The organism is Burkholderia sp. 10_S31 (assembly GCF_056930375.1).
In genome coordinates this window covers 1,092,783-1,114,985 of sequence record NZ_JBXOWK010000001.1, presented here as the reverse complement: position 1 = coordinate 1,114,985, position 22,203 = coordinate 1,092,783, and the positions used below count along the sequence as shown (strand labels likewise).

Below are 22,203 nucleotides of genomic sequence, written 5' to 3'. Positions count from 1 at the left end.
GAGGCGAACCGGGTATAATTCCCCGTTTCCCTAAATCGATTTTTCGATGGTTGGGTTGTTCACTGCTTTCACGCTATCACCGGGAGTGGGAATGTCCAATCTGAGCGATGCGCTTCAGTTGAAGTCGGCTCACAGCCAGCTTCCAGTCACTGCATACTTCGATGAGGCGCTGCTAGAGCGCGAGATCGAAACCCTCTTCAAGAAAGGACCTCGTTACGTCGGGCACGAGTTGATGGTGCCGGAGGCGGGGGACTATTTTGCGCTGCCGTCCGAGAAGGAAGGCCGCGTGCTGGTCCGCAACCCGGCGAACCAGATCGAACTGCTGTCGAACGTGTGCCGTCACCGGCAGGCGATCATGCTCAACGGGCGCGGCCACACGCAGAACATCGTATGTCCGCTGCACCGCTGGACGTACGATCTGGAAGGCCAGTTGCTCGGCGCACCGCACTTCCCCGACAAGCCGTGCCTGAACCTCGGCAAGAGCCCGCTGCAGAACTGGCAGGGGCTGCTGTTCGAGGCCGAAGGCCGCAACGTCGCGCGCGATCTCGCGAACCTCGGCACGAAACATCACTTCGACTTCTCCGAGTACCAGTTCGATCACGTCGAAGTGCACGAGTGCGATTACAACTGGAAAACGTTCATCGAGGTCTACCTCGAGGATTACCACGTCGTCCCGTTCCACCCTGGCCTCGGCAGCTTCGTGTCGTGCGACGATCTCAAGTGGGAGTTCGGCGACTGGTACAGCGTGCAGACGGTCGGCGTGCACAACGCCCTCGCGAAGCCGGGCAGCGCAACCTACCAGAAGTGGCACGAGCAGGTGCTCAAGTTCCGCAACGGCGTGCCGCCGGAGTTCGGCGCAATCTGGATGGTCTACTACCCGGGCCTGATGATCGAGTGGTATCCGCACGTGCTCGTCGTGTCGTGGCTGATTCCGCGCGGCCCGCAGAAGACGACCAACATCGTCGAGTTCTACTACCCCGAGGAAATCGCGCTGTTCGAGCGCGAGTTCGTCGAAGCCGAGCGCGCCGCCTATATGGAGACGGCCGTCGAGGACGACGAAATCGCGATGCGGATGGACGCAGGCCGCCGTGCACTGATGGCGCGCGGCGAATCGCAGGTCGGCCCGTACCAGAGCCCGATGGAAGACGGCATGCAACACTTCCACGAATTCCTGCGCCGCCACCTCGGCGATCTCTGACCGCGCGCGGCGCTCCAGCGCCGCACGGCATTCGGCATATGAAAAGACGGGTTTCGGCCCGTCTTTTTTTGTTTAGACTTGGAATATCAGGCCGTTTGCACTCCAGGGAGCCGTCATGCCACACACCCACTACACCACGCTCATCTCCGCAGCCAATCTCGCCGAGCGCCTGGCCGCGGCGCCAGGCAGCGTCGTCGTGTTCGACTGCCGCTTCGATCTCGTCGATCCGGCCGCAGGCGAAGCCGCCTATGCGGCCGGACACATCCCGGGCGCCCAGTATCTTCATCTCGATCGCGACCTGTCCGGCCGCAAGACCGGCACCAACGGCCGCCATCCGCTGCCGACCCGCGACGCACTCGCCACGCTGATCGCCAGCCGCGGCGTCAAGCAGGGCCAGCAGGTTGTCGCCTATGACGCACAAGGCGGCGCCTATGCGGCGCGCCTGTGGTGGCTGCTGCGCTGGCTCGGGCACGATTCCGTCGCGCTGCTCGACGGCGGGCTGCAGGCATGGGAAGCGGCCGGCCAGCCGGTGACCGCCGACGTGCCGCACCCGGCCGCCGGCGACTTCCGCGCAGCCACTCCGCTCGAATCGACGGTCGACGCGGCAGCGGTGCTCGCGAACGTGACGTCAGCCAAGCGCGTCGTGATCGATGCGCGCGCGCCCGACCGCTATCGCGGCGAAAACGAAACGATCGATCGTGTCGGCGGCCACATTCCCGGCGCACGCAACCGGTTCTTCAAGGACAACCTGGCCGCCGACGGCCGCTTCAAGACCGGCCATGAACTGCGCGAGACGTTCACCACGCTGCTGGCCGGCACCGAGCCGAACAGCGTGATCCTGCAGTGCGGGTCCGGCGTGACCGCATGCCACAACGCGCTCGCACTCGAAATCGCGGGACTGCATGGCGCGTCGCTGTATCCGGGATCGTGGAGCGAATGGAGCGCCGATCCGTCGCGGCCGATCGCGACCGGCCCGACGCCGTAAGCACCGGCACGGCGCGACGATCAAGCGGCGGCATCTGCCGCCGCTTGTCGTTTACATCACGCCGTACTTGTGGAACCACTCGATCGCGCGCTTCCAGCCGTCTTCGGCGTCGCCCTTCACGTAACTGGGCCGGTAATCGGCGAAGAACGCGTGACCGGCATCCGGATACACGACGATCTCCGACTCGCGCGCGAGCTTCGAATCGCTCGTCTGGATTGCCTTGCGCATGTCCGCAAGCGACGCCTGCGTGATGTTCGTGTCCTTCTCGCCATAAAGGCCGAGCACCGGCACCTTCAGCAACGACGCATGATCGACCGGATTGAACGGCGTCATCTCGTCGGTCTTGCCCTCGACGAATCCGTACCACGCAACAGCCGCACGCACGTGCGGATTGTGCTCCGCATACAGCCACGCCTGGCGGCCACCCCAGCAGAACCCCGTCACGCCGAGACGAGACGGATCGCCGCCGTTCTTGCCGGCCCACGCGACGGTCGCATCGAGATCCTCGGTAACCTGGCGGTCGGGCACCTTGCTGATGATGTTGTCGTACAGCTCCTTCATCGTCGGATACTTCGACGCGTTGCCCTGCCGTGCGAACAGATCGGGCGCGATCGCCAGATAGCCGAGCTTCGCGAAACGGCGGCAGACGTCGGCGATATGCGCATGCACGCCGAAGATCTCGTGGATCACGATGACGACCGGCAGGTTCGTCTTGTTGACCGGCTGCGCGCGATACGCGGGGATGCTCGCGTCGCCCGAGCGGATCTCGATGGTGTCGACGTCCAGCCCGACGCTGTCGGTCGTGACCGTCTGCGCCGACACGGGCAGCACGGCGGCCGCAAAGGTGCCGCCCAGCGCGGCCTGCATGAACTTGCGGCGCGAGAACGGAACGTGGGGAACCAGGCTGTCGACTTCGGGTTTCAACATGAATGCACTCCTCGATTGGGCGCCGCCGTCATGGCCACGGATTCGACCTGACGGGGCATCGCGCCGGCGGACGGCGCGGATGTCGCGGCGGTTGGCACCCCGCCGCAATCGGAAACCCGGACAAGATGCCCAATAATCCGTTGTCGCGTCAACTGTCAGATGTGTAAGACTCGATTACGACGGTGTAATCCGGTGGCATCGATCGTGGTGTCGATGGCTGCCGACCGGCGCTCCGATCCATGTGCCGCACGCACGCAGCGAGTGTCGTTGCGCGATCGAATGCTTTCGGATCGAAACGAGAAAACGCGCGGTGCACGGGTCGTCTGGCACGCGCCTGCGCAGTCATCCTGCGCCCGAAAAGACAACGGGCAGGAAACGCGCTCGATGCGCATTCCCTGCCCGCCCGGTGCATGAACGTGCGCTCAGTGCAGCTTCACGCGCGGCAGCGTCGTGCGGCGCAGCCAGTGCGCAAACGTATCGAGCATCATGCGCGGATAGCCGTGCAGCGCCGCGATATGCAGCCGGTACAGCGACATGTACATGAAGCGTGCGAAGAGCCCCTCGATCAGCATGCTGCCGCCAATCAGCCCGCCCATCAGGTTGCCGACCGCGCTGAAGTGACCGAGCGACACCAGCGAACCGAAATCGCGATACGTGAACTCGGGCAGCGCACGCCCGTCGAGCCGGCATCCGATCGCCGTCAGCAGAAAGCTCGCCTGCTGATGCGCGGCCTGCGCGCGCGGCGGCACGTTGCGTTCGTTGCCGGGCCACACGCATGCCGCGCAGTCGCCGAGCGCGAAGACGTTGTCGTCGGTGAAGGTCTGCAGCGTGCGGCGCACGTCGAGCTGGCCGAGCTTGTTGACCTGCAGGCCGTCGAGATGCGACAGCACGGCCGGTGCCTTGATGCCGGCTGCCCAGACCGTGAGGTCCGCGCGCACCGCCTTGCCGCTCGCGGTGTGCACGAATCCCGGCGCGACCTCGGTCACGCGTTCGGAAAGCATCAATCGCACGCCGAGCTTTTCGAGCAGTTCGGCCGTTGCGGCCGACACGCGCTCCTGGAGCGCCGGCAGAATCCGCGGCCCCGATTCGATCAGCACGATGCCGACGTCGTGCCGCGGGTCGAGCTTGTGCAGCCCGTACACGGACAGCACCTGCGCGGTATTGCGCAGCTCGGCGGACAACTCGACGCCCGTCGCGCCACCGCCGACGATCACGACCTGGATGCGCGGCTCGGCCGCCGCGCCCGGCGCGGGCTCGGCCGGTGCCTGGTGCTCGGCGCGCATGCACGCCGCGATCAGGCGCTTGCGGAAACGCTCGGCCTCGCCGACCGTATCGAGCGCGATCGCGTTTTCGGCCGCGCCCTGCACACCGAAGAAGTGCGTCGTGCTGCCGATCGCGATCACCAGCGTGTCGTATTCCAGGTCACGCGCGGGCAGCAGTTCCTCGCCGTCGCTGTCGTTGACGGGCGACAGCGTGATGCGCTTGGCCGCGCGGTCGAGGGCGGTCAGTTCGCCCTGCTGAAACTCGAAGCCATGCCAGCGCGCCTGTGCCGCGTATTCGAGTTCCTGCGTGAATGGGTCCATGCTGCCGGCTGCGACCTCGTGCAGCAATGGCTTCCAGATGTGAGTCGGATTGCGGTCGACGAGCGTGACGAGCGCACGCGCGGGACGATTGCCGCGCGCGCCGTAACGGTCGCCGAGCCGCGTCGCCAGTTCCAGGCCGCCCGCGCCTCCGCCTACGATGATGATCCGATGCATCTGATTCCCCCCTTTGCGATTCGAAACTGCTGCCGCCGGACGATGCAGACGCATGCATTCGCGCCGCCCGTTGGATTAACCGGTTCGGACATCATCGATGTGCAGTTCGAAGCACCTCGACGCGTCCGATCCCGGAACGCGGGCACGCCGCCCCAACGACAATGACGTGTCACCTGCATTGTCCGGGAGCTTGCGCGTTGACCACAAGCAAACCATCTCGATATTCAGCATCCCTGCAACAATATGCCGCGGGAAACAGGAATCGCACGGGGTGCGTCAGTGTGCCTCTTCCCAGTTCGCGCCGGCGCCCACTTCGGCGACCAGCGGCACCTTCAGCTTCGCCACACCGCACATCATTTCCGGCAGTTTCTCGCGCACGAGCGACAGTTCGTCGTCGGGCACCTCGAGCACCAGTTCATCGTGCACCTGCATGATCATGCGCGACGCGAGCCGGTCGCGCGTGAGCCAGTCATCCACTGCGATCATCGACAGCTTGATCAGGTCGGCCGCCGTGCCCTGCATCGGTGCATTGATGGCCGCGCGCTCGGCGGCCTGACGGCGCGGGCCGTTGCCGCCGTTGATCTCCGGCAGCCACAGGCGGCGGCCGAAAACGGTTTCAACGTAGCCCTTCTCCTTCGCCACGGCACGCGTGTCTTCCATGTACCGCGCGACGCCCGGGTAGCGCGCGAAGTAGCGGTCGATATAGAGCTTCGCCGCATCGCGCGTGATGCCGAGGTTCGACGCGAGACCGAACGCGCTCATCCCATAGATGAGCCCGAAGTTGATCACCTTCGCGATCCGGCGCTGGTCCGAGTTGACCTCCAGCGGCGTCACGCCGAACACTTCGGCTGCGGTTGCGCGGTGGATGTCCTCGCCTTGCGAGAACGCGCGCAGCAGCGACGCGTCGCCGGAGATGTGCGCCATGATCCGCAGTTCGATCTGCGAATAGTCGGCCGACACGATCCGGTGACCGGGCGAAGCGATGAACGCTTCGCGGATCCGCCGGCCTTCGGCCGTGCGCACCGGAATGTTCTGAAGATTGGGATCGTTCGATGCGAGCCGGCCCGTGACCGCGACAGCCTGTGCATAGTTCGTGTGCACGCGGCCCGTTTCCGGATTCACCATGCGCGGCAGCTTGTCGGTGTACGTCGACTTCAGCTTCGACAGCCCGCGATGCTCGAGCAGCAGCTTCGGCAGCGGGTAATCCTCGGCCAGTTTCTGCAGCACTTCTTCGTCGGTCGACGGTGCGCCGCTCGGCGTTTTCTTCACAACCGGCAACTGCAGCTTCTCGAAGAAGATCTGCCCGATCTGCTTCGGCGAGCCGAGGTTGAACTCGCCACCGGCCAGTTCGTACGCCTGTCCTTCGAGCTCGATGAGCCGCACCGCGATCTCGTTGCTTTGCGCCTGCAGACGCGCGTCGTCGATCAGCACGCCGGTGCGCTCCATCTTGCGCAGCACGAGCGATACCGGCATCTCGATCTCGCGATACACGCGCTCGAGGCCCGCTTCGCGCACGATCTGCGGGTACAGCGCGTGATGCAGTTGCAACGTGATGTCCGCATCTTCGGCCGCGTACGCGGCCGCCTGCTCGAGCGCGACCTCGTCGAAACCGATCTGCTTCGCGCCCTTGCCTGCCACGTCTTCGTACTTGATCGTCTTGACGCCCAGATGACGCAGCGCGAGGCTGTCCATGTCGTGCGTGCGGTGCGACTCCAGCACGTACGACTCGAGCAGCGTGTCGTGCTCGATGCCGTTCAGCGCGATGTCGTAGTTCGCGAGCACCTGCGCGTCGTACTTCAGATGCTGGCCGACCTTCTTGCGATCGGCCGATTCGAGCCACGGCTTCAGGCGCGCGAGCACGTCGTCGATCGGCAGTTGCTCGGGCAGGTCCGGGCCACGGTGCGCGACCGGAAGATAGGCGGCCTTGCCCGGCTCGATCGAGAACGACAGGCCGACGAGCCGTGCGGTCATCGGGTCGAGCGAGGTGGTTTCGGTGTCGAACGCGGTCAGTGCGGCCGCATCGATCTTCGCGAACCACGCGTCGAATTGCGCCCAGGTCTGGATCGTGTCGTATTCGCGGACGATGTCCGCGGCGATCACTTGCGCCGGCTCGCCTTCCGGCGCATCGGCGCCGCCGCCTTCGGCGGGCGCGCTCTCGACTTCGCGCAGCCATGTCTTGAAACCGTAGCGCGCGAAGATGTCGCGCAGCAGGTCGCGGGCCTCGCCGTCCGTCTTCAGCGACGCCTCGATCGATTCGAGATGCGGCGCGAGATCGCAGGCCGTCTCGACGGTCACGAGCGTGCGGCCGAGCGGCAGGAAATCGAGCGCGCGGCGCAGGTTGTCGCCGACCACGCCCTTGATCTCGCCCGCGTGTTCGATCACGCCGTCGAGGCTGTCGTATTGCGACAGCCACTTCACCGCCGTCTTCGGGCCGCACTTCTCGACGCCCGGCACGTTGTCGACGGTGTCGCCGATCAGCGCGAGGTAGTCGATGATCCGCTCGGGCGGCACGCCGAACTTCGAGATCACGCCGTCGCGATCGAGCGTCTCGTTGGTCATCGTGTTGACGAGCGTGACGCGATCGGTGACGAGCTGCGCGAGGTCCTTGTCGCCGGTCGACACGATCACGTCCATTCCGTGCCGCTCGGCTTCGCGCGCGAGCGTGCCGATCACGTCGTCGGCTTCGACGCCCTCGACCATCAGCAGCGGCCAGCCGAGCGCGCGCACCGCGCCGTGGATCGGCTCGACCTGCAATGCGAGATCGGGCGGCATCGATGGACGGTTTGCCTTATAGTCGGCATAAAGGTCGTCGCGGAACGTCTTGCCCTTTGCATCGAACACGCAAGCGCTATACTCTGCACTGACTTCCTTGCGCATACGGCGCAGCATGTTGATGATTCCGTAGAGCGCTCCGGTCGGCTCCCCGCCAGGGCCACGCAAATCAGGCATCGCATGGTAAGCCCGATACAGATAGCTCGAACCGTCAACCAATAGCAGGGTCTTACCTTCCAGATTTCGTTCTTCAGGCATTATGAACAAGAGAAAAGTGATTCCGAGTCTGCGTTCGCTCGCAGATCAAGAACGCGCGACGGCCAAGAAGGCGCGCGCATCGTGGCAGATGTTCACGATTATGGCAGAGTTTATCGAGGCGACCGAGTACCTGTCGGAGATCCGCCCGGCTGTCAGCATCTACGGTTCTGCCCGTCTCAAACCCGACACGCCGCACTACAAGCTTGCGGTGCAGATCGCGCGCAAGCTGTCCGACGCCGGCTTCGCGGTGATCTCCGGCGGCGGCCCCGGCATCATGGAAGCCGCGAACAAGGGCGCGCACGCCGGCAAGGCGCCGTCGGTCGGCCTGAACATCGAGCTGCCGCACGAGCAGGCCGGCAACCACTACCAGGACATCTCGCTGCGCTTCCGCCACTTCTTCACGCGCAAGGTCACGTTCGTGAAGAATTCGGATGCGGTGATCGTGATGCCGGGCGGCTTCGGCACGCTCGACGAACTGTCCGAAGTGCTCACGCTGATCCAGACGAAGAAATCGCGCCTCGTGCCGATCATTCTCGTCGGCAGCACGTTCTGGCAGGGGCTGCTGCAATGGTTCCGCGACCAACTGATCCCGAACGGCCTCATCAATCCGGAAGACATGAACCTGATGCAGGTGATCGACGATCCCGACCAGGTGCTCGACGCCGTGCTCGCGTTCTACGAGGACAGCGGCGAGGAAGAAGGCCCGGACGGGGACGGCCAGCCGCCGCGCCCCGAAGAAGACCGCATGTTCTATCTGTAATTCGATCGATGTCGATGACCGGCCTCGCGGCCGGCATCCCGCATCACGCGCGGCAGGCGTGGCGGGTCCGCCATCTGCCGCGCGTCATTTTGTAACGCCGCATTAATCGCGCTGCGCGGCCGCGCGCCGCCGAATGTCAAATCCGGGGAGCCGGTGCCGCGCAACGCGGCTGCCCTGTTCCGCGCCTGCGCCCGTCATTGTCAAATCATGCGGCCTGCCATCGGTCCGGCTGGCCCGCTGCACGAGAATCCGCCGTAACAAATACGCGTCGCCTTTTCCGCGCAGTGCCCGCACACTGCATCTCGTCGGCGCGGCGTCCCCCCGGTGGAACGATCCCCCCTCGCGTCCATCGCGTCGCGCCGGCTTTTTGACAACGACATCACGGAAAACAACATGAAACGCTCGCTGATCGCCCTCGCCTTCACCGGCCTCGGTCTTTCGCTGTCCGGCCTCGCCCACGCCGTCAACGTCGACGTCAACATCGGCACGCCCGCGCCGGTCGTCGTCGCGCCTGCGCCCGTGGTGGTGGTCGGCTGGCACGGCGACCGCTACTGGGACGGCCGCCGCTACTGGGAGCGCCGCGAGTGGGAAGACCACCAGCGCTATCGTGGTCACGAAGGGCGCCGCGGCTATCACTGCCCGCCGGGACACGCAAAGAAAGGCGAATGCTGAGCATCCGAGCGGCGGGCCTTCCGGCCCGCGCACTGAAGCGCAAGGAACAAGGCCGCATGCGAACGAAGGTTCGCGTGCGGCCTTTTTCGTTGGCGGTGCGGCTGCGCAGTGGCGTTACTGGAACGCCACTTCCGCAAAGCTCCGCAGCTTGCGACTATGCAGCTTGTCAAGCCCGTTCGTGCGCAGGATCTCCATCGCCTTCACGCCGATCTGCAGATGCTGGTCGACCTGCCCGCGATAGAACGTATCGGCCATGCCCGGCAGCTTCAGCTCGCCGTGCAGCGGCTTGTCCGACACGCACAGCAGCGTGCCGTACGGCACGCGGAAGCGGAACCCGTTCGCGGCGATCGTCGCGCTCTCCATGTCGAGCGCGATCGCGCGACTCTGCGACAGCCGCTGCACGGGCTCGCGGTGATCGCGCAACTCCCAGTTGCGGTTGTCGACGCTCGCGACCGTCCCCGTGCGCATCACGCGCTTCAGTTCGGCGCCTTCGAGCCGGGTGACCTCGGCCACCCCGCGCTCGAGCGCGAGCTGCACTTCGGCAAGCGCCGGGATCGGCACCCACAGCGGCAGGTCGGCATCCAGCACGTGATCCTCGCGCACGTAACCGTGCGCGAGCACGTAGTCACCGAGGCGCTGCGTGTTGCGCAGGCCCGCGCAGTGACCGAGCATCACCCACGCATGCGGACGCAGCACCGCGATGTGGTCGGTGATCGTCTTCGCGTTCGACGGACCGACGCCGATGTTGACCATCGTGATCCCGCTACCGTCCGCGCGCTTCAGGTGATACGCGGGCATCTGCGGCAGGCGCGGCGGCGCGGCGCCCTCGGCCGGCTCGCTGCCGAGGTTCGCGTTGTAGGTCACGACATCTCCCGGCTCGACAAACGCGCTGTACTGGCTGCGGTACGCACGCACCTCGGGATCGTCGCTCTCCGTCATCACCGTGCGGCCCAGCTTCACGAACTCGTCGATGTAAAACTGGTAGTTCGTATAGAGCACGTAGTTCTGGAAATGCGTCGGCGACGTGGCCGTGTAGTGGCGCAGCCGGTGCAGCGAGAAGTCGACGCGCGCGGCCGTGAACAGCGCGAGCGGATGCGGCTCGCCCGGTGCCGGCTCGAACGTGCCGTTGACGATCCGGTCGTCGAGGTACGAGAGATCGGGCGTGTCGAAGATGTCGCGCATCGCGAGCAGGCGGTCGCGGTCGAGTTCGCCTTCGAGGTGGATACCTTCGGGGAACGCGAAGTGAATCGGAATCGGCTGCGACGACACGCCGATCTCGATCTTCACATGGTGGTTCTTCGACAGCAGGCGCAGTTGCTCGCGGTAGTAGTTCGCGAACAGGTCGGGACGCGTGACCGTCGTCTCGAATACGCCGGGGCCCGCGACGAAGCCGTACGAGCGGCGCGAATCGACGTGCGTGTTGACATCGGTACGAATCCGCACGAACGGATAGCACGCGCGCACGTGCTCGGTGATCGGTTCGTGGCGGCGATAACGCGCGAACGCGTCGCGCAGGAAGCCCGTATTGATGTCGTAGATGGCCGACAGCCGCGCGACGGCGGCAACGGAATCGTCGAATGCTTCGACGGGCGGGCTCTCGGGCGTCAGCACCCGATGCCGGCGGCTCAAATCGTTCTTCATTTTCATCACCTCATCTGGTCGAACGACATTACCACGGAACCCGGTCACGCTCATGGCTGCCTGCTTGCATGCCGCTTGCACGAGAGGGCCGGGCCGAGCGCAGTATTTGCTAAAATCGGAAGGTTCACTGGAGACTCATCATGAAGCCGCTCATTCTCGTCGCCGCTGCCGCCGTGTTTGCTGGCACGTTTGCCGCTGCCGGCGCCGCTTACGCCGCCGGCGGCACGCCCGACGCCGACGCGCGGGCCCGGGCCGAGGCCAACGAGGCCGCCGGCCTGCCCGATCTCCGCAAGATCAACCGGCCCGGCGCCGAAGTCACGTCGAAAGTCGACTTCGCCGACATTCGCCGCACGCCGAGCTTCCATGAAAAAAGCAAGAACGGCACCGAAGTCACCGAATACCGCGATCGCGGCAAGCCGGTCGAGATCGACGTGAAGTCGAACTTCGGCACGCGCTACCAGATGAGCTCGACGCTCGACACGTCGCCGAAGCCGCACGACGCGGGCGTCCCGATCACGCGCCTGCCGTCGGTCAACCTGCGCTACTGATTTCCTGCCGCGCCGCGTCGGCCCCGACGCGGCGCGCCGGCTTCCCCTTCACCTCCTGTCGCGCTGCACGCCGCGCGCGTGCCGACAACTGACCAGACGCATCTCGCATGGCCGTTTTCACTGCTGTTTCCGACTCCGATCTCGCGCAATGGATGCGCCACTATGAACTGGGCGACGTGCTGGCGTTCCGCGGCATTCCGTCCGGTATCGAAAACAGCAACTTCTTCCTGACGACGACGCGCGGCGAATACGTCCTGACGATCTTCGAGAAGCTGACGGCGGAACAGCTGCCGTTCTACCTCGACCTGATGCGCCATCTGGCGAGCCACGGCGTGCCGGTGCCGGATCCGGTCCCGCGCGACGACGGCGCGCTATTCGGCGAGTTGCATGACAAGCCGGCGGCGATCGTCACGAAGCTCGACGGCGCGGCCGAACTCGCGCCGGGGGTCGCACACTGCATCGAGGTCGGGCAGATGCTCGCGCGCCTGCACCTCGCGGGCCGTGACTACGCGCGCCACCAGCCGAACCTGCGCAGCCTGCCGTGGTGGCAGGAGAACGTGCCGGCGATCGTTCCGTTCATTACCGACGAGCAGCGCACGCTGCTCGAGGGCGAACTCGCGCACCAGGCCGCGTTCTTCGCGTCCGACGACTACGCGGCGCTTCCGAGCGGGCCGTGCCACTGCGACCTGTTCCGCGACAACGTGCTGTTCGCGCACGCGGCGCCCGGCACCGGTCATGACGTACGGCTCGGCGGCTTCTTCGATTTCTATTTCGCGGGCTGCGACAAATGGCTGTTCGACGTCGCGGTGACCGTCAACGACTGGTGCGTCGACCTCGCGACGGGCGTGCTCGACGTCGCGCGTGCGGACGCGCTGCTGCGTGCGTACCAGACGGTGCGGCCGTTCACGGCCGAGGAGCGCCGCCACTGGAGCGACATGCTGCGCGCGGGCGCGTACCGCTTCTGGGTGTCGCGCCTGTACGACTTCTACCTGCCGCGCGCGGCCGAAATGCTCAAACCGCACGACCCCGGTCATTTCGAACGCATCCTGCGTGAGCGTATCGCCCACACGCCCGCGCTTCCCGAGACCCATACCGCATGCAACTGATCGAAGTGCCCGCGAAAGCGGGCTATGTCTGGTTCCGTCAAGGCATCTGGCTGTTCCGCCGGAACCCGCTCGCGTTCATCACGCTGTTTTTCACGTATCTACTGGCGATCACGCTGGTGTCGATGGTGCCGGTGATCGGCGCGGCGCTGCCGCTGCTGTTCATCCCCGGCATCGCCGTCGGCTTCATGGCCGCGTGCCGCGACACGGTCGCCGGCAAGCCGGTGATGCCGACGATCCTGATCGACGGGTTCCGCTCGTACGGCACCGCGACGACGCAGCGGCTGCTCGTCCTCGGCGTGGTCTATGTCGCGCTGATGGTGCTGGTGTTTGCCGCATCGTCGCTCGTGGACGGCGGCGGGCTGCTCCAGATGATGCTGGGCGCGACGAGCGACGCAAGCCCGGCGCCCGAAGCGCTTGCCGCGCAGGGCACGCTCGGCGCGCTGCTGCTGGCGACGCTGCTCTACGCGCCGGTCGCGATGCTGTTCTGGTTCGCGCCGGTGCTCACCGCGTGGCACGACATCCCGCCCGCCAAGGCGCTGTTCTTCAGCATCGTCAGCTGCTGGCGCAATCGCGGCGCATTCGTCGTGTACGGCCTGCTGTGGTTCGGTGTCGCGCTCGGCGCGTCGTTCGGCCTGTCGCTGCTGCTGCAGGCGCTCGGCGCCGGTGCCTATGTGCTGACGATCATGATGCCGGTGACGATTATCATCGTCACGATGATGTACTGCTCGTTCTACGCGACTTATCGCGGCTGCTTCGGCGTGCAGGAACCGGGCGCCGCGACGCCCACGTCCGGCCGCTGACGCCGCTCGGCCGGCGCACGCCGCCGGCCGTCCATCCTCCTCCCGGCCGACTCGGCGCCAGTCTCGCGGCCCCCGCTCACGCCCGGCTCCCCGCCGCCCGGCCCTGTTCAATCGAACCTTTTGCGCGCAAAATAATTTGTGTGCAAATCGTTAGCGCGTCCGCCGCGCCGCCCGAATCATGGACCGCCTGCCCCCGCTGCCCCAGACGCTCGACGAGCAACTGTGCTTTGCGCTCTACGCCACTTCGCATGCGATGACGAAGGCGTACAAGCCGTTGCTCGACAAGCTGTCGCTGACCTATCCCCAATATCTCGCGATGCTCGTGCTGTGGGAGCGCGACGATATCGCGGTGAAGGACATCGCCGCCCGCCTCGACCTCGACCCGGCCACCGTCACGCCACTACTGAAGCGGCTTGAGGCGCTCGGCTACGTCGAGCGCGTGCGCAGCGCGACCGACGAGCGCGTCGTGAACGTGCGCGTGACGGCGGAAGGCCGCACACTGAAGGACAAGGCTCGCTCGGTGCCCGCCGATCTCTTTTGCGCGATGCAGCAAACGCCCGAATTCCTGGTCAGGCTGCGCGCGGATCTCCACCAGTTGCGCGGCGCACTGTCGACCGCCAACGAAGACTGAAGCGCCGCTCGATCGCAAACGGGCGCGGTAGTGTCGGGCTTTTTCTTCAAAATTTCATTTGCACACAAATTATTTGTGTTCTATATTTCGTTCGTGGCCGGCGATACTCCATCCGACCGGACCGCTTTCCTCCCTTTCTTCCGACAGGAGCTGCACGATGAACATTCTGTACAAGACCAGCGCCACGAGCACCGGCGGCCGCGACGGCCGCGCGGTATCCGCCGACCACAAGCTGGAAGTGAAGCTGGCCGCGCCGCGTGAGCTCGGTGGCACGGGCGCGGAAGGCACGAACCCGGAGCAGCTGTTTGCCGCAGGTTACTCGGCCTGTTTCCTGAGTGCGATGAAATTCGTCGCCGGCCAGAACAAGCAAACGCTGCCGGCCGACACGCAAGTCACCGCGGAAGTGGGCATCGGCCCGAACGACGCAGGCGGCTTCGGGCTCGACATCGAACTGCGCGTATCGCTGCCGGGGCTCGACAAGGCCGATGCGCAGGCACTGGTCGACAAGGCGCACCACGTGTGCCCGTACTCGAACGCGACCCGCAACAACGTGCCGGTGCGCCTGACGGTCGTTTGACGCGCCGCGCGGCGCCCGCGCGGCGCCGAATGCAAAAAGGGCGTGTGCGGCTGCTTGCCGCACACGCCCTTTTGCGTGATTCGCCGGACCGGCTGACAAGCCGGCCCGCGCTGCGCTGCTTAACGCGCGCCGAACGAGAACGAACGGTTCATCGCCGCTTCGCGGTCGATCTTGCGCATACGGAATTCGAGATCGTAGATGTCGGTTGCTTCGGACAGGTACGCATCGGCGCGCTCTTTCGCGGCCTTCTCGGCGTTCTTGGTCAGCATCAGGAAGAGGTGGCTCAGCAGGTACATGTTCGATCTCGCTATCTAAGGTTCTTTGACTAGGGTTTTCCCGAATTATAGGGAAAACCCTAGATCTTGGCTAGCATCGATCAGACGGTGCGTCGTTCGGTCGCCACAGTGCGACGATTCTGTTCGAAAAAGGACCAGATCATCGCGCTCGCATCGGGGCCGACCGCCGCATGAAACGGCACCGCCTCGTCGCCGCCCGCCCATGCATGATCGAGCCCTTTGACGTGACAGAGCCGCACCACCGACTCGCCGTCGCGGCGGACGTCGGTGATCCGCGCACCTGCCTCGCGCGTCTCCACGCGCTCGCCACCGCGCAGTGCGCCGCGGCTGTCCGCGAGCCCGTTCAGGCGCATGAACTGCACCGTCAGCTGGTCCGCATTCTTCGGCGCGACGACATGATCGCCGTCGCCCTGCACGATCAGCGCGGGCATGCCCGGATATGCGCTGGCATCGACCAGCGCATCGACGGCCGCCGCCGGGTTCTGCCGCAGCCCGCGCCGCATCACGTCCATCGCGCTGATGCCGGAATTCGCCTCGCCGAGCGCGGGGCCCGAGTGCAGCGCAACCGCCGCGAAACGGTCCGGATGGTGCAACGCAAGCAGCGTGGCCAGACCCGCGCCGGCCGACAGCCCGGCGACGTAGACGCGCGATGCGTCGAAGCCGTGCTCGTCGACGAGCGCGTCGACGAGCGACGCGACCGCATCCGCTTCGCCGCGGCCCGCGCGGTCGGTATCCTCATACCAGTGCCAGCAGCCGTGCGCGTGCGCGCGCTGCGACTGCTCCGGATACAGCACCGCGAAGCCGTGCTTGTCAGCCAGCAGGTTCATCCGGGTGCCCTGCGCGAACGCGTCGGCCGATTGCTGGCAGCCGTGCAGCATCACGACGAGCGGCATCGCGCCGCGCCGGCGGCCAGACGGTACATAAAGCCCGTATGCAAGCTGCTGGACGAGGCGGCCAAGCGCGGGCGCCATCGGATGCTCGCCGCGCGTCCACTCGCCGCCTGCCCATGCAGCTGCGCGCGGCCGCACGCGCGACTCGCGCGGCGGCGACGGATCGGTTGCGGCGCTCGACGCCGCAGCCTCGAGCGCCGCGTGTTTGGTCGCCGGGGACAGCATGCGTTTCATGCCGCCCAGCCATACCTTCGTCAGACTTTTGGTCATCGATCGGGCTCGCAATCAGGAAAAATAAGGACACGATGCCGGATGCATCGTTCGACTTTGTGCAATGCACCATAACATTGTTTCTGGGATTTTTCCTGCACGCGGATAGTTCCCCGCGGCGCAAAAACGGGCCTCGATCACACGCGGCGCTATACTGGGGCTTGGCCGCTCGTATCCGTTGTAGTCGTTCTTTCCGGCTCGCGCGTTGATTCAAGCATTCGTCCCGCCTCCGTTCGTTCCCTTCCCGATGTTCGACCTGTCGTCTCACCTATGGATCACGATCACCGCGTTCGGTGGCGCCGGCCTGACCTTGCCGCTCGCGATCACGATCGCCGTATGGCTTGCGCTCGGCTACTCGTGGCAGCGCGCGGCCGCGTGGCTCGGCGTGCTCGCGGCCGCGATCGGGGTCGTCGCGCTCACCAAGATCGCATTCCTCGGCTGGGGCATCGGCATCCGCTCGTGGGACTTCACCGGGTTCAGCGGCCACGCGATGCTGTCGACGTCGGTCTACCCCGTGGCGATCTTCCTCGCGCTGATCCGCACACGCACGCCGGTGCGGATCGCCGGCATCGCGCTCGGGCTGGCGGCCGGCATTGCGGTCGGCGTGTCACGCGTCGCGCTCGACGCGCATTCGCCGTCCGAATCGATCACCGGCTGCATCGTCGGCGCGATCGCCGCGCTGGCGTTCATCGCCGGCTCGTGGCATGCGGTGCCGCACCGCTGGTCGGTGCCGGCGGTCGTCGCGAGCCTCGCGCTCGTCACCGTCGCGCTGCACGGCATCACGGTGCCGTCGCACCGGTGGGTCACCAAGGTCGCGCTGGAACTGTCGGGGCACGAGCGGCCGTTCGTCCGCGCGCGCTGGAAAACCAACCCGAACTACCGGCCCGCGTCGCAGCCGTCGTCGCTGCATCGCACCGGATCGTCGCTGCCGTTGCTGCACGCGTGACCGGCCGCACGAGCGTCATTCCCGCCGCCTTTCAAGTCTGAAGGTTTCATGCGCACCATCGCATGAACGGTATGTCGAGCGTTATAACCCGCCCTATATTACGATTACAGTTTTCAACCATTCAAACGACCAGACCATGCGCTCGACCGTCCGCCCGCTTCGCCGCACCCTGCTCCGTCTGTTGCCGCTCGCCACGCTTGCCGCGGGCATCGCGTTCAGTGCGCCGGCTTCCGCCGCGGGCGAACTGGTCGTGTCGGCGGCCGCGAGCCTGACGAACGCGTTCAAGGCCGTCGGCGACGCTTACCAGAAGCAGCATCCGGACACCAAGGTGCTGTTCAACTTCGGCGCGTCGGATGTGCTGATGCAGCAGATCGCCAAGGGCGCGCCGGCCGACGTGTTCGCATCGGCCGACCAGAAGGCGATGGATCGTGCTGTCAGCGAAAAGGTCATCGTGCCCGGCACGCGTCGCGACTTTGCGGCGAATTCGCTCGTGCTGATCGTGCCGGCGGACAGTCATGCTGCCGCGCCGGCGTCGCTGAACGACCTGACGGCGCCCGGCGTGAAGCGCATCGCGTACGGCGACCCGGCATCGGTGCCGGTCGGCCGCTATACCGAAGGCGCGCTGCGCGCGGCAGGCGTGTGGGACGCCGTCAGCGCCAAGGGCGTGCTGGCCGCCAACGTGCGCCAGAGCCTCGACTACGTCGCGCGCGGCGAAGTCGACGCGGGCTTCGTGTTCGGCACCGACGCGGCGATCATGCCGGGCCGCGTGAAGGTCGCGCTGACCGTGCCGACGCAGACGGCCATCACCTATCCGATCGCGGTGGTCAAGGACAGCCGCCATGCCGCGCAGGCGCAGTCGTTCATCGACTTCGTCGCGTCGCCGCAGGGCCAGGCCGTGCTGTCGACGTTCGGCTTCAAGCCCGCGGGCAAGTGAGCACAGCATGATGCAGGACGCCTGGGTACCGCTGCTGTTGTCGCTGAAGGTCGCCGGCTGGGCGACCGCGCTCGACATCGTGCTCGGCGTCGCCGCCGCCTTCGCGCTCGCGCGCTGGCGCTCGCCGATGCGCGATGTGGTCGATTCGCTGCTGACGCTGCCGCTCGTGCTGCCGCCGACGGTGCTCGGCTATTACCTGCTCGTGCTGCTCGGCCGGCGCGGCGTGTTCGGCACGTGGCTCGACAAGCTCGGCATCGAGCTCGTCTTCACGTGGCAGGGCGCGGTCATTGCATCGATGGTCGTCGCGTTCCCGCTGATCCTGAAATCGGCACGCACCGCGTTCGAAAGCGTCGATCCGCATCTCGAACGCGCGGCACGCACGCTCGGGCTCGGCGAAGCCGCGGTGTTCTTCCGTGTGACGCTACCGCTCGCCGCGCGCGGCATCCTGGCCGGCGCGCTGCTGGCATTCGCGCGCGCGCTCGGCGAATTCGGCGCGACGCTGATGATCGCCGGCAACCTGCCCGGCCGCACGCAGACGCTGTCGGTCGCGATCTATGCGGCAGTGCAGGCCGGCGACGACAACACGGCCAACTTCCTCGTGCTGGTGACGTCGATCACCTGCGTGCTCGTGCTGCTCGCGGCCGGCTGGCTCGTGCCGTCGCGCGCCGGGCGGAGCCAGCTGACATGACGCGCCGCTCGCATTCGTATCGTTGCGCCGCCCCGGTCGCGGCGAAACGCCTTCCCGCCGCACGTACGGTTTTCCGCACGTGCGGCGCAGCACGACGGAGGCCCGCATGAGCGTCGCCGTCGATATCCGCAAGACCTACGCGAACGCCGAGCGCCGCTTTACGCTCGACGTGTCGTTCACGGCGACCACGCAGCGCGTCGTGCTGTTCGGGCCATCCGGTGCGGGCAAGAGCATGACGCTGCAGGCGATCGCCGGCTTGCTGTCGCCCGACGAAGGTACGATCACGCTGAACGGCGAGCCGCTGTTCGATTCCGCGCGCGGCATCGACGTGCCGACCCGTGCGCGCCGCGTCGCATACCTGTTCCAGGACTACGCGCTGTTCCCGCACCTGAACGTGCGCCAGAATATCGCGTTCGGGCTCACGCCCGGCCTGCGCAACCCGCGTGCGAAAGCGGTGCTGCCCGAAGTCGCATACTGGCTGCAGGCGTTCGAGCTCGACGCGCTCGCCGGTCAATTCCCGTCACAGTTGTCGGGCGGACAGAAGCAGCGCGTCGCGCTTGCCCGCGCGCTGGTCGCGCAGCCGCACGTCCTGCTGCTCGACGAGCCGTTCGCGGCGCTCGACGGCGCAATGCGCCAGCGCATGCGCCACGAGCTCGCCGAACTGCAGGCGCGGCTCGATATCCCGATGGTGCTCATCTCGCACGATCCCGACGACGTCGCCGCATTCGGCGATCAGGTCGTGCAATTGAACGAAGGACGCGTGCAGGCCGCAGCGCCGCACGCCGAGTGGCCGACGCGCGTCGCCTGAACGCGCAACGGCTGTGGCCCTGGCGGCCACGTTGGAGCCTGAGAGAAGCCGCACCGGCGGCATAAGCTGGAACAAGCTGGAAACGGGATCGAAGCCGGCACCTCGCGCACGTTGGGCGACGCCGGCTTCGCCTCGTCCATCCACGGTCGGCGGCAGAAGCGGCGCGCACCGCCGTCGCGCGCGATCAGCCCGTCACCGCGAGAATCACGCTCGATGCCTTGAACAGCGCGATCGCACGCCGGCCAGCGTCGAGTTGCAGCGCGCCGATACTGTCGTTTGTAACGACGGCCGTGAGCGTCCCGCCGCCGTCGAGCGCCAGCGTCACCTCGCTGTTCACCGCGCCTGCCGCGACGGTTTCGACCGTCCCGTGCAACTGGTTGCGCGCGGACACCTTCAGCGTCGATTCGTCTTCGGCTTCATCGTCGACCGCCAGCACGACCCACGACGCCTTCACGAGCGCACACGCATCCGCGCCCGGCTGCAGGCCGAGCGCGTCGGCGCTTTCGTGCGTGAGCACCGCGACGATCACCTGCCCGCCGGGCAGCACGAGCGTCACCTCGTCGTTCACCGTGCCGCGCACGATCGACTCGACCTTGCCGAACAACTGGTTGCGCGCACTCGTCTTCATCCCGATCCGGCCGATCAGTGCCCAGTCGACGTCAAAGCCGGACACCGCCGCACTCGCGGCGTCGATGAAGCGGCGATGCTCGCGCTCGATCGTGCGGAACGCAGCGATCAGCGACGTCGCACGCGGCGTCAGCGTCGTGCCGCCGCCGCCCTTGCCGCCCGTCGAACGTGTCACGAGCGGCTCGCCGGCCAGGTTGTTCATCGTATCGATTGCATCCCACGCGGCCTTGTAGCTGAGGCCGACGGCCTTCGCCGCGCGCGTGATCGAGCCGGTTTCGCCGATCGCCGCGAGCAGCGCGATGCGGGTGGCGCCGCCGAGCGTCTGCTCGCCTGCGCGCAGCCACAGTTCGCCGCCCAATTCGAGCGATCCGGCTGAGGAGGAAGGAGGCGACGCGTCGCTCATCGGTGTGTCTGAAGAAAACGGACGGCCATTATAGTGAGCGCGCGCCGCTCAACGCGGCTTGCCGTCGAGCTTCGGCGGGCGCAGGCTCGCGAGCAGCGCCTCGGCGTCGCTCGCCGCGCGTTGCTCGAGCGCCGCACCGTAGCCGCGCACGAAACCGAGCTGGTACGCAGGCGCCGCCAGTTGCTCGAGACGATGCAGCGCGACCATCGTGTCGTTCGCCTCGCCGAGCACGCTCTGCACGCGCGCGAGCGTCTTGACCGTTTCGTTGCGCGTGCGGCGCGAGGCCAGCGACGCGAAGAATTCGAGCGCGTAGCGCAACCGCTTCGCGTCGATCCGCACCTGATGCCGCGCGGCGGTATCCAGCGACGTGAGCGACGGCAATGCATACAGATGACCGAACAGCCGGCGCACGCGCTTGGTCGCGTGACGCCGCAGCGACGGCGTGTCGTCGTCGCCGGCATCCGGCGGCAGCGCGAGCGTGCTCAGCCATTCGAGCCAGCCGAGCGTCAGTCGCGCATAACGCGCCGAATGCAGCGCCTGGCGCAGTTCGATGCGTGCCGCCATGGCCTGCGCGCGTGCCGCGTCGAGCGTGCCGTTCCAGTCGGCGCTGCCACCGTCGGCCGCGATCAGCGCGGGCAGGCTTTCGGTCGAGAACACGTCCCAGTCGCGCACCGTGCCGAGCAGCGCGGCGAGCCAGCGCAGGTCGGCGCCGAAGGCATCTTTCCATCGATCATCGGCAAAGCGCGGAAAGAAGCGCATCAGCGTGCGCAGCCGGCGCAGCGCGACGCGCATCTGGTGCACGAATTCGGGATCGTCGCGATCCAGCACACCGCTCTCGTTGCCGAGCCATTGCGCGGCGATGTCGCCCGACAGCGCGAACAGCGCGGCCCGCTGCGTGCGGATGCCGGTCAGGTCGACGAGTTGCGCCTTGACCGGCCCGGCGACGGCAGGCTCGCCCGCGCACGCGCAATCGATCACACTGCCCAGCTGCACGAACGCGGGCCATGCGCCGCTGAGTTCGCGTGCGGCGGCGAACAGCGCGCGCAGCGCGGCCGAGCGCGCGGCGACGGTTTCCCAGTCGGGTGCCGCGAGGCGCAGCTCGACATGGCGGCGCGGCGGTTCGGTCCCGCCGTACAGCGTGGCATCGTCGAGCGTCATCTCGACCACCACGCCGCTGTCGTCCGCCCAGCGCCCGCGCCGCCGCTCGCTCACGAGCCGCAGCGGCGCCGGCTCGGACGATGCGGCGAGCGCCGCTTCGTCGACGGGACCGGGCGTGACGCCCTCTCCCGGCGCCTCTGCCGATTCCGCATCCGCTTGCGTCGCGGCCGCCGGCACGGCCACGTCGATGCCGGCATGCTCGGCGTCGAACAGTTCCCGCTCCACGACGCCGGGCGCGAATGCCCTCGTACGCGATGCGACGACACGCCGCCCCTGCGCGTTCGACTCGATCCACGTCCACCAGCACTCGCCGGGGTTAGGCTCGGCCTCCTCGACCTGGCAAGGCTCGATCGTCACGCGCTCGTGGCCGCGCCGCATCCTCACCTGCGAACAGATCCGCCACGCGCGGACGAGTTCGGCGCCGAAGTCGCGCTGCTCGCCACGAACCCGGCTTCCCGTCTTGACCGGCCAACCTTCCAGCGACAGGGACAACACGATTTCCAGCACACGCGACATGGAGGCTCCCGCACATGAAGAATCGCCGGCGCATC

Annotated in this window: 21 protein-coding genes; 13 read left to right on the top strand and 8 right to left on the bottom strand. The window is 66.8% G+C overall.

From position 1 onward, the window contains the following. The first annotated feature begins 91 nt into the window (after positions 1-91). Both AC1Z3W_RS05100 and AC1Z3W_RS05095 read left to right on the top strand, forming a co-directional pair. Entirely contained in the window at positions 92-1,198 is a 1,107-nt protein-coding gene (locus AC1Z3W_RS05100) for an aromatic ring-hydroxylating oxygenase subunit alpha (RefSeq protein ID WP_124832456.1), read from the top strand. Positions 1,199-1,313: 115 nt separating this feature from the next. Continuing rightward, positions 1,314-2,183: a sulfurtransferase gene (locus AC1Z3W_RS05095; RefSeq protein WP_175824402.1), complete on the top strand. Its 870-nt coding sequence runs from the start codon at positions 1,314-1,316 to the stop codon at positions 2,181-2,183. 51 nt (positions 2,184-2,234) lie between these two features. Here the strand turns inward: AC1Z3W_RS05095 and AC1Z3W_RS05090 are convergent, their stop codons facing one another. From AC1Z3W_RS05090 to polA, 3 genes are all read right to left on the bottom strand, one after another. Beyond that, positions 2,235-3,110: a dienelactone hydrolase family protein gene (locus tag AC1Z3W_RS05090; RefSeq protein ID WP_124832458.1), complete on the bottom strand. Its 876-nt coding sequence runs from the start codon at positions 3,108-3,110 to the stop codon at positions 2,235-2,237. Positions 3,111-3,532: 422 nt separating this feature from the next. After that, the gene (locus AC1Z3W_RS05085; RefSeq protein ID WP_057924031.1) at positions 3,533-4,867 is read right to left on the bottom strand and encodes an NAD(P)/FAD-dependent oxidoreductase; all 1,335 of its coding nucleotides are present in this window, start codon (positions 4,865-4,867) and stop codon (positions 3,533-3,535) included. Positions 4,868-5,143: 276 nt separating this feature from the next. Continuing rightward, positions 5,144-7,897: a DNA polymerase I gene (polA, locus tag AC1Z3W_RS05080; RefSeq protein WP_175824401.1), complete on the bottom strand. Its 2,754-nt coding sequence runs from the start codon at positions 7,895-7,897 to the stop codon at positions 5,144-5,146. A 1-nt stretch (position 7,898) separates the two neighbouring features. Here polA and AC1Z3W_RS05075 point away from each other — a divergent pair, with 1 nt between their 5' ends. Continuing rightward, positions 7,899-8,657, top strand: coding sequence for an LOG family protein (locus AC1Z3W_RS05075; protein WP_057924033.1), 759 nt, complete (start codon positions 7,899-7,901; stop codon positions 8,655-8,657). Between the two features lie 393 nt (positions 8,658-9,050). Next, positions 9,051-9,329 (top strand): hypothetical protein, encoded by a 279-nt coding sequence (locus tag AC1Z3W_RS05070; RefSeq protein ID WP_057924034.1) that lies wholly within the window; start codon positions 9,051-9,053, stop codon positions 9,327-9,329. A 114-nt stretch (positions 9,330-9,443) separates the two neighbouring features. Here the strand turns inward: AC1Z3W_RS05070 and AC1Z3W_RS05065 are convergent, their stop codons facing one another. Continuing rightward, positions 9,444-10,970 (bottom strand): AMP nucleosidase, encoded by a 1,527-nt coding sequence (locus tag AC1Z3W_RS05065; protein WP_057924157.1) that lies wholly within the window; start codon positions 10,968-10,970, stop codon positions 9,444-9,446. Between the two features lie 140 nt (positions 10,971-11,110). On the opposite strand from AC1Z3W_RS05065, the gene AC1Z3W_RS05060 reads away from it, so the two are divergent. The 5 genes from AC1Z3W_RS05060 to AC1Z3W_RS05040 all read left to right on the top strand — a co-directional run bounded on the left by AC1Z3W_RS05060 (position 11,111) and on the right by AC1Z3W_RS05040 (position 14,632). Further along, complete coding sequence (locus tag AC1Z3W_RS05060) at positions 11,111-11,518, top strand: hypothetical protein (protein ID WP_057924035.1); 408 nt, start codon at positions 11,111-11,113, stop codon at positions 11,516-11,518. A gap of 107 nt (positions 11,519-11,625) precedes the next feature. Beyond that, positions 11,626-12,624, top strand: coding sequence for a homoserine kinase (locus AC1Z3W_RS05055; protein WP_483507151.1), 999 nt, complete (start codon positions 11,626-11,628; stop codon positions 12,622-12,624). After that, positions 12,615-13,424, top strand: a complete 810-nt coding sequence (locus AC1Z3W_RS05050; protein WP_057924037.1) for a BPSS1780 family membrane protein — start codon at positions 12,615-12,617, stop codon at positions 13,422-13,424. The genes AC1Z3W_RS05055 and AC1Z3W_RS05050 overlap by 10 nt, the downstream gene beginning before the upstream one ends. 178 nt (positions 13,425-13,602) lie before the next feature. Continuing rightward, positions 13,603-14,055 (top strand): MarR family winged helix-turn-helix transcriptional regulator, encoded by a 453-nt coding sequence (locus AC1Z3W_RS05045; RefSeq protein ID WP_057924038.1) that lies wholly within the window; start codon positions 13,603-13,605, stop codon positions 14,053-14,055. Positions 14,056-14,212: 157 nt separating this feature from the next. Further along, entirely contained in the window at positions 14,213-14,632 is a 420-nt protein-coding gene (locus AC1Z3W_RS05040; RefSeq protein WP_048988685.1) for an organic hydroperoxide resistance protein, read from the top strand. A 119-nt stretch (positions 14,633-14,751) separates the two neighbouring features. Here the strand turns inward: AC1Z3W_RS05040 and AC1Z3W_RS05035 are convergent, their stop codons facing one another. Further along, the gene (locus AC1Z3W_RS05035; protein ID WP_071290495.1) at positions 14,752-14,928 is read right to left on the bottom strand and encodes a DUF3563 family protein; all 177 of its coding nucleotides are present in this window, start codon (positions 14,926-14,928) and stop codon (positions 14,752-14,754) included. Positions 14,929-15,008: 80 nt separating this feature from the next. Continuing rightward, positions 15,009-16,088, bottom strand: a complete 1,080-nt coding sequence (locus AC1Z3W_RS05030; RefSeq protein WP_483507150.1) for an extracellular catalytic domain type 1 short-chain-length polyhydroxyalkanoate depolymerase — start codon at positions 16,086-16,088, stop codon at positions 15,009-15,011. A gap of 247 nt (positions 16,089-16,335) precedes the next feature. Between AC1Z3W_RS05030 and AC1Z3W_RS05025 the strand changes: the two genes are divergently transcribed. From AC1Z3W_RS05025 to AC1Z3W_RS05010, 4 genes are all read left to right on the top strand, one after another. Continuing rightward, the gene (locus AC1Z3W_RS05025) at positions 16,336-17,034 is read left to right on the top strand and encodes a phosphatase PAP2 family protein (protein ID WP_483507149.1); all 699 of its coding nucleotides are present in this window, start codon (positions 16,336-16,338) and stop codon (positions 17,032-17,034) included. Between the two features lie 136 nt (positions 17,035-17,170). Beyond that, positions 17,171-17,968, top strand: coding sequence for a molybdate ABC transporter substrate-binding protein (gene modA / locus AC1Z3W_RS05020; protein WP_057924041.1), 798 nt, complete (start codon positions 17,171-17,173; stop codon positions 17,966-17,968). A 10-nt stretch (positions 17,969-17,978) separates the two neighbouring features. Beyond that, the gene (modB, locus tag AC1Z3W_RS05015) at positions 17,979-18,656 is read left to right on the top strand and encodes a molybdate ABC transporter permease subunit (protein WP_057924158.1); all 678 of its coding nucleotides are present in this window, start codon (positions 17,979-17,981) and stop codon (positions 18,654-18,656) included. A 106-nt stretch (positions 18,657-18,762) separates the two neighbouring features. After that, positions 18,763-19,464: an ATP-binding cassette domain-containing protein gene (locus tag AC1Z3W_RS05010; protein ID WP_175824400.1), complete on the top strand. Its 702-nt coding sequence runs from the start codon at positions 18,763-18,765 to the stop codon at positions 19,462-19,464. A 184-nt stretch (positions 19,465-19,648) separates the two neighbouring features. On the opposite strand, the gene AC1Z3W_RS05005 is transcribed toward AC1Z3W_RS05010, so the two are convergent. Continuing rightward, positions 19,649-20,494 carry a TOBE domain-containing protein gene (locus AC1Z3W_RS05005; RefSeq protein WP_175824399.1) on the bottom strand — a complete coding sequence of 282 codons (846 nt, stop codon included), beginning with the start codon at positions 20,492-20,494 and terminating at the stop codon, positions 19,649-19,651. Between the two features lie 48 nt (positions 20,495-20,542). Beyond that, the gene (locus AC1Z3W_RS05000) at positions 20,543-22,168 is read right to left on the bottom strand and encodes a CHAD domain-containing protein (protein ID WP_483507148.1); all 1,626 of its coding nucleotides are present in this window, start codon (positions 22,166-22,168) and stop codon (positions 20,543-20,545) included. Positions 22,169-22,203: the final 35 nt, after the last annotated feature.

What these genes read in the sequence shown, in the direction of transcription:
- AC1Z3W_RS05050 (WP_057924037.1), top strand. Translation starts at nt 12,615, where the DNA reads ATGCAACTGATCGAAGTGCCCGCGAAAGCGGGCTATGTCTGGTTCCGT.
- AC1Z3W_RS05100 (WP_124832456.1), top strand. Translation starts at nt 92, where the DNA reads ATGTCCAATCTGAGCGATGCGCTTCAGTTGAAGTCGGCTCACAGCCAG.
- AC1Z3W_RS05030 (WP_483507150.1), bottom strand. Translation starts at nt 16,088, where the DNA reads ATGACCAAAAGTCTGACGAAGGTATGGCTGGGCGGCATGAAACGCATG.
- AC1Z3W_RS05035 (WP_071290495.1), bottom strand. Translation starts at nt 14,928, where the DNA reads ATGTACCTGCTGAGCCACCTCTTCCTGATGCTGACCAAGAACGCCGAG.
- AC1Z3W_RS05090 (WP_124832458.1), bottom strand. Translation starts at nt 3,110, where the DNA reads ATGTTGAAACCCGAAGTCGACAGCCTGGTTCCCCACGTTCCGTTCTCG.
- AC1Z3W_RS05085 (WP_057924031.1), bottom strand. Translation starts at nt 4,867, where the DNA reads ATGCATCGGATCATCATCGTAGGCGGAGGCGCGGGCGGCCTGGAACTG.
- AC1Z3W_RS05060 (WP_057924035.1), top strand. Translation starts at nt 11,111, where the DNA reads ATGAAGCCGCTCATTCTCGTCGCCGCTGCCGCCGTGTTTGCTGGCACG.
- AC1Z3W_RS05040 (WP_048988685.1), top strand. Translation starts at nt 14,213, where the DNA reads ATGAACATTCTGTACAAGACCAGCGCCACGAGCACCGGCGGCCGCGAC.
- modA (WP_057924041.1), top strand. Translation starts at nt 17,171, where the DNA reads ATGCGCTCGACCGTCCGCCCGCTTCGCCGCACCCTGCTCCGTCTGTTG.
- AC1Z3W_RS05045 (WP_057924038.1), top strand. Translation starts at nt 13,603, where the DNA reads ATGGACCGCCTGCCCCCGCTGCCCCAGACGCTCGACGAGCAACTGTGC.
- AC1Z3W_RS05070 (WP_057924034.1), top strand. Translation starts at nt 9,051, where the DNA reads ATGAAACGCTCGCTGATCGCCCTCGCCTTCACCGGCCTCGGTCTTTCG.
- polA (WP_175824401.1), bottom strand. Translation starts at nt 7,897, where the DNA reads ATGCCTGAAGAACGAAATCTGGAAGGTAAGACCCTGCTATTGGTTGAC.
- AC1Z3W_RS05000 (WP_483507148.1), bottom strand. Translation starts at nt 22,168, where the DNA reads ATGTCGCGTGTGCTGGAAATCGTGTTGTCCCTGTCGCTGGAAGGTTGG.
- AC1Z3W_RS05025 (WP_483507149.1), top strand. Translation starts at nt 16,336, where the DNA reads ATGTTCGACCTGTCGTCTCACCTATGGATCACGATCACCGCGTTCGGT.
- modB (WP_057924158.1), top strand. Translation starts at nt 17,979, where the DNA reads ATGCAGGACGCCTGGGTACCGCTGCTGTTGTCGCTGAAGGTCGCCGGC.
- AC1Z3W_RS05065 (WP_057924157.1), bottom strand. Translation starts at nt 10,970, where the DNA reads ATGAAGAACGATTTGAGCCGCCGGCATCGGGTGCTGACGCCCGAGAGC.
- AC1Z3W_RS05005 (WP_175824399.1), bottom strand. Translation starts at nt 20,494, where the DNA reads ATGAGCGACGCGTCGCCTCCTTCCTCCTCAGCCGGATCGCTCGAATTG.
- AC1Z3W_RS05010 (WP_175824400.1), top strand. Translation starts at nt 18,763, where the DNA reads ATGAGCGTCGCCGTCGATATCCGCAAGACCTACGCGAACGCCGAGCGC.
- AC1Z3W_RS05075 (WP_057924033.1), top strand. Translation starts at nt 7,899, where the DNA reads ATGAACAAGAGAAAAGTGATTCCGAGTCTGCGTTCGCTCGCAGATCAA.
- AC1Z3W_RS05095 (WP_175824402.1), top strand. Translation starts at nt 1,314, where the DNA reads ATGCCACACACCCACTACACCACGCTCATCTCCGCAGCCAATCTCGCC.
- AC1Z3W_RS05055 (WP_483507151.1), top strand. Translation starts at nt 11,626, where the DNA reads ATGGCCGTTTTCACTGCTGTTTCCGACTCCGATCTCGCGCAATGGATG.